The organism is Streptomyces sp. NPDC060198, from assembly GCF_042728415.1.
Classification (GTDB): Bacteria; Actinomycetota; Actinomycetes; order Streptomycetales; family Streptomycetaceae; genus Streptomyces.
Genome location: NZ_JBHWZJ010000451.1, coordinates 1 through 5,024, shown reverse-complemented (window position 1 = coordinate 5,024; position 5,024 = coordinate 1). Strand labels below are relative to the sequence as shown.

Annotated in this window: 4 protein-coding genes; 3 read left to right on the top strand and 1 reads right to left on the bottom strand. The window is 70.4% G+C overall.

Annotated elements, in window-relative coordinates; translation table 11 throughout:
* The first annotated feature begins 614 nt into the window (after nucleotides 1-614).
* Nucleotides 615-746 (top strand): hypothetical protein, encoded by a 132-nt coding sequence (locus ACFWEP_RS31390; protein WP_328719235.1) that lies wholly within the window; start codon nucleotides 615-617, stop codon nucleotides 744-746.
* Between the two features lie 139 nt (nucleotides 747-885).
* Here ACFWEP_RS31390 and ACFWEP_RS31385 read toward each other — a convergent pair whose 3' ends face one another.
* Nucleotides 886-2,475, bottom strand: coding sequence for a purple acid phosphatase family protein (locus ACFWEP_RS31385; RefSeq protein ID WP_387375196.1), 1,590 nt, complete (start codon nucleotides 2,473-2,475; stop codon nucleotides 886-888).
* A 129-nt stretch (nucleotides 2,476-2,604) separates the two neighbouring features.
* Here ACFWEP_RS31385 and ACFWEP_RS31380 point away from each other — a divergent pair, with 129 nt between their 5' ends.
* Together ACFWEP_RS31380 and ACFWEP_RS31375 are read left to right on the top strand one after the other, a co-directional pair.
* Nucleotides 2,605-3,645: a 3-isopropylmalate dehydrogenase gene (locus tag ACFWEP_RS31380; RefSeq protein WP_387375195.1), complete on the top strand. Its 1,041-nt coding sequence runs from the start codon at nucleotides 2,605-2,607 to the stop codon at nucleotides 3,643-3,645.
* 250 nt (nucleotides 3,646-3,895) lie between these two features.
* Nucleotides 3,896-4,987, top strand: coding sequence for a branched-chain amino acid aminotransferase (locus ACFWEP_RS31375; RefSeq protein WP_387375194.1), 1,092 nt, complete (start codon nucleotides 3,896-3,898; stop codon nucleotides 4,985-4,987).
* Nucleotides 4,988-5,024: the final 37 nt, after the last annotated feature.

Below are 5,024 nucleotides of genomic sequence, written 5' to 3'. Positions count from 1 at the left end.
CCGGGGAACGGACCGGGCCGGTGGGGAGCGGGAGTCGGCGGCCGACGGCGGGGTGCGGGCGGTGCTCGCACGGGTCGCCGAGGGCGGGCGTGGTGATCATGCCGGACATGTCCCGCGAAGGCGCGCCCCGCCGGAGCGGCGGCCGCCTCCCCGTACGGGCGCCCGTTCCGCTGCCACGGCACCTCTGAGCAGGCACGATCCCGCGCGGGGCGGTCGTGCGCAGATGGATCGCGGGATGCCGGCGAGGACCGGGTCGTCTCAGATAGTAGGAAGTCCGAGTAATTGTGGAGACAGGGCGCCCCAGGTGTCCTAGTTTTGTAGGAGCCGAACGATTCGCTTCTACCAGCGACTGGTGGTGAGCGGGCACGCCCCATGCAGGCCACCCCTGCGGCGTCCGCTCCCGCACCTTCCGGCGTTTCCCATCCGGTTCACCCGGTTCCGGCACGGCCGGCGGCACGCGCTCTTCGCCGCCCGCAGCGCGACGGGGTCCGGTCCCGGCCCACGCGTTCCCCGCGGCGGCCGATCGCGTTCCCGATACCCGTGACACCCGATACCCGTGACACCCGTGACACCCGATACCCGTGACATCCGTGATTCCCAGGAGGCGTTCCCCCATGGCAGAGACCACCGTCCGCCGCCGCGTCCGTCACACCCCCCGCCCCACCGAAGCCGAGCGCGACAACGCCGCCGCGGCCCTCCAGCGTGCCCTGGACCGCCGCGACAACGGCGGGGCCACCGGCCACTGAAGCGTGTTGCGAAAGTCCCGCCCGTCCGGCGCCACTTCCGCAACACGCATTGGCCCGGCAGGCCCGAAGGCTCCCCTCCGCCGCCCTGTGGGACGGACGGACGGGAGCCTTCGGACCGGCGACGGGTGACCTTGCGGGATCAGCCGCGGCTGACCTCGAAGTGGTCGATGCGCGCGCCCGACTCGGCGAGCGCGGTGACCTTCATCTTCGGGTGCTGCCCCACCGTGACCTCGACCGCGAGGAACGAGTAGCCGGTGTACCGGACGCGGGACCACTCCACGGTCTCGGCCGCGTGCACGCCGCCCTTGGCCACGTAGTACGTGTCCACGCTCTCCTGGTCCTTGACGTGACCCTCGTACGTGTCGGGCGCCGGGAAGTTGTAGAGCGACTTGCCCGCGCCGCCGGCCGTGACGTACACGATGCCGTCGCGGGTCGGGTCCGTGCGCTCGCCGATCGGCACCTTGCGGGAGACCACGTTCTTCAGAATCGCGTCGGTCCGCTCGTACACGTGGTTGTGGCCGTTGATGACCAGGTCCACCTGGTGCTTCTCGAACAGCGGCACCCACGCCTCGCGGACCCCGCCCTCGGAGGCGTGCGCGTTGGTGGTCGAGAAGGCGCAGTGGTGGAAGAAGACCACCACGAAGTCGACGTCCTTGCGGGCGCGGAGCTCGCCGAGGCGGCGGTCCAGCCACTTCGTCTGCTTGCCACCGCTGATGCCGAGGTTGGCCGGGATCTCGTTGGAGACGTCGTTGGCGTCCAGCGCGACGACGGCCACGTTGCCGTGGACGAACGAGTACACACCGGGCAGGCCCACCGGGTCGGGGCCGTTGTCCGGCAGAGTCCAGCGGGCGTTCTGGCCGCCGTAACCGTCGGGGGAGTACCAGGCCTCCATGTCGTGGTTGCCGGTCGTCACCATCCACGGGACCGTCTTCGCGACGGTCTCCGTCTGGGCCAGGAACTGGTCCCAGGTGCGCGCGTCGTAGACGTCGCTCTCCTGGCCGGAACCGGACGGGTCGGCGTAGCAGATGTCGCCGGCGTGCAGGTGGAAGGCCGGGTTCTGGCCGAGCAGCAGCTGGTCGTTGCCGAGGGCGTGGTAGCTGACGCCCTGGTCGCCGAAGGCCGTGAAGGTGAAGTTCTCGGCGCGCGAGGGGGCGGTGGTGAACGTACCGAGCGAGCCCAGGTTGCGGGTGTCCGCCGGGTCGAAGCCGTCGTGGCCGACGCCGTAGTAGTACGTCGTGCCGGGCTGCAGGCGCTCCAGGCCCGCGTGCACGTAGAACTGCTCGGCGGCGGCGATCGCGCCGTTGTTCAGCGTCGGCGTGGTGAGGTGGCGCACCTCGGCGTCGATGCGGCGGCTCAGCGACCACGGCTTGAGGCCGATGCGGATGTACGGGCGCTTCACGGCGAAGGGGACCTGCCACGAGACGCTCATCTGCGTCTTCGGGTCTGCGCCGTAGGCGAGGTGGCGGCCGAACGGGGCCACCAGTGCGCCGTCCACCTGCGTGGTGGAGCGGGAGGTGAGCACCGTCGGGGAGTTCTTGGCGGAGTTGGCGGCGGCGGGCGAGGCCGTGAGGAGGCCGGTGCCCATGCCCGCACCGGCGACGGCGGCGGTCGCCACACTCGTACGCAGCACGCCGCGGCGCGTCAGCTTGGTGCGGAGGTACTCGTGCTGCTCCGCCATGCTCATGCGGGCGGCGAGCTTCTCGGGGATACCGAAGCGGGGGATGTCCATGGCCAGAACATCTACTTCCGGAGTGACCCGATCCCGTCCGTGAGGTGAACGGCACGCGTACAGCTCACCATGTGTCCGTATAGTGGACGGCTGGTGTCATGGGGTGGGACGCGCGGCTAAAGTGCGGTCATGTCTCGCAGCATCAATCTCGCAGTGATCCCCGGTGACGGAATCGGCCAGGAAGTCGTTGCCCAGGGCCTCAAGGTCCTCAACGCCGTCCTCCCGCAGGATGTGAAGCTGGAGACCAAGGAGTACGACCTTGGCGCCCAGCGCTGGCACCGTACGGGTGAAACCCTCCCGGACGCGGAGCTCGAATCCCTCAAGGGCCACGACGCCATCCTGCTCGGCGCGATCGGTGACCCCTCGGTCCCGTCCGGCGTGCTGGAGCGCGGGCTCCTGCTGAAGCTGCGCTTCGCCTTCGACCACTTCATCAACCTGCGGCCGTCGAAGCTCTTCCCGAACACCGCGACCCCGCTGGCCGGCCGCCCCGACATCGACTTCGTCGTCGTGCGCGAGGGCACCGAGGGCCCGTACACCGGCAACGGCGGTTCGCTGCGCACCGGTACGCCCGCCGAGGTCGCCACCGAGGTGAGCGTCAACACCGCGTACGGGGTCGAGCGTGTGGTCCGTGACGCCTTCGACCGCGCCGCCGCCCGCCCGCGCAAGAAGCTGACGCTGGTCCACAAGAACAACGTCCTCGTCTTCGCCGGGCACCTGTGGAAGAACACCTTCGACAAGGTCGCGGCAGAATACCCCCAGGTCACCACCGACTACCTGCACGTCGACGCGGCGACGATCTTCTTCGTCACGCAGCCGGAGCGCTTCGACGTCATCGTCACCGACAACCTGTTCGGCGACATCCTCACCGACCTCGCCGCCGCCGTCACCGGTGGTATCGGCCTGGCCGCCTCCGGCAACATCAACCCGACCGGCGCCTTCCCGTCGATGTTCGAGCCGGTCCACGGCTCGGCCCCCGACATCGCCGGCCAGGGCAAGGCCGACCCCACGGCCACGATCCTCTCCGTCGCCCTCCTGCTGCGTCACCTCGGCTACGACACCGAGGCCGCGCGCATCGAGGCAGCCGTCTCCGCCGACCTCGCGGAGCGCGACGGGGCCACCCGCACCACCGACGAGATCGGCGACGCGCTCGCGGTACGCGTAGCGGGCTGACCCGACGACTCTCCACGAAGCCGCCGGGTCGCGAAGACACCCGGCGGCTTCGCACGTGCGGCCCCGGGGTCACCATCGACCCGGGACCGCACTCCCGCCGCGTTTCGTGCCCGGCCCCTCACGCGTGATAATCGAACGTGGGGCCGCAGCTCGTGGCACTGCTCGGACGTCCTCGCACTTGTTCGCACCTGCGGGCGGGAGCGGGCGGGAGCACGGTCCCTCACACACAGATACGGTGAAGGACACGCACATGACGACGCCCACGATCGAGCTCAAGCCCACCTCGTCCCCGCTGTCCGACGCGGAGCGCGAGGCGATCCTCTCCGCCCCCGGATTCGGCCGCCACTTCTCCGACCACATGGTCACCATCCGGTGGACCGAGGGCCGCGGCTGGCACGACGCACAGCTCGTCCCGTACGCCCCGCTCTCCCTCGACCCGGCGACGATGGTCCTGCACTACGCGCAGGAGATCTTCGAGGGGCTGAAGGCGTACCGGCAGCCCGACGGCACCGTCGCCACCTTCCGCCCCGAGGCCAACGCCAAGCGCTTCCAGCGCTCCGCGCACCGACTGGGCATGCCCGAGCTGCCGGTGGAGACCTTCATCGAGGCCTGTGACGTGCTGGTCCAGCAGGACAAGGCGTGGGTCCCGGCGCACGGCGGCGAGGAGTCCTTCTACCTGCGCCCGTTCATGATCGCCACCGAGGTCGGCCTCGGCGTGAAGCCCGCCAACGAGTACCTCTTCCTCGTCATCGGCTCCCCGGCAGGCGCCTACTTCGCGGGCGGCGTGAAGCCGGTCTCCATCTGGCTCTCCGAGGACCGCGTCCGCGCCGTCCCGGGCGGCATGGGCGACGCCAAGACCGGCGGCAACTACGCCGCGTCCCTGCTCGCCCAGGCCGAGGCCACCGCCAAGGGCTGCGACCAGGTCGCCTACCTCGACGCCGTGGAGCACAAGTGGGTCGAGGAGCTCGGCGGGATGAACCTCTACTTCGTGTACGACAACCACATCGTCACCCCCGCCCTCACCGGCTCGCTGCTCGCCGGCGTCACCCGTGACTCCCTCCTCACCGTCGCCCGCGACCTCGGCTACACCTCCGAGGAGGGCCGGGTCTCCATCGACCAGTGGCGCGAGGACAGCGCGAACGGCACCCTCAAGGAGGTCTTCGCCTGCGGCACCGCCGCCGTGATCACCCCCGTCGGCACCGTGAAGTCGGCCGGCGCGGAGTGGGTCCAGGGCGACGGCACCCCCGGCGAGATCACCTTGAAGCTCCGCGACCGCCTGCTGGACATCCAGCGCGGCATCGCCGAGGACGCCCACGGCTGGATGCACCCGCTGGGCGACTGACGCCCGCCCGTACCACCGCGTACCACGTACGAAGGCC

Excerpts from the sequence above, each read along its gene's own strand:
- ACFWEP_RS31390 (WP_328719235.1), top strand. The coding sequence starts at position 615 with ATGGCAGAGACCACCGTCCGCCGCCGCGTCCGTCACACCCCCCGCCCC.
- ACFWEP_RS31385 (WP_387375196.1), bottom strand. The coding sequence starts at position 2,475 with ATGGACATCCCCCGCTTCGGTATCCCCGAGAAGCTCGCCGCCCGCATG.
- ACFWEP_RS31380 (WP_387375195.1), top strand. The coding sequence starts at position 2,605 with ATGTCTCGCAGCATCAATCTCGCAGTGATCCCCGGTGACGGAATCGGC.
- ACFWEP_RS31375 (WP_387375194.1), top strand. The coding sequence starts at position 3,896 with ATGACGACGCCCACGATCGAGCTCAAGCCCACCTCGTCCCCGCTGTCC.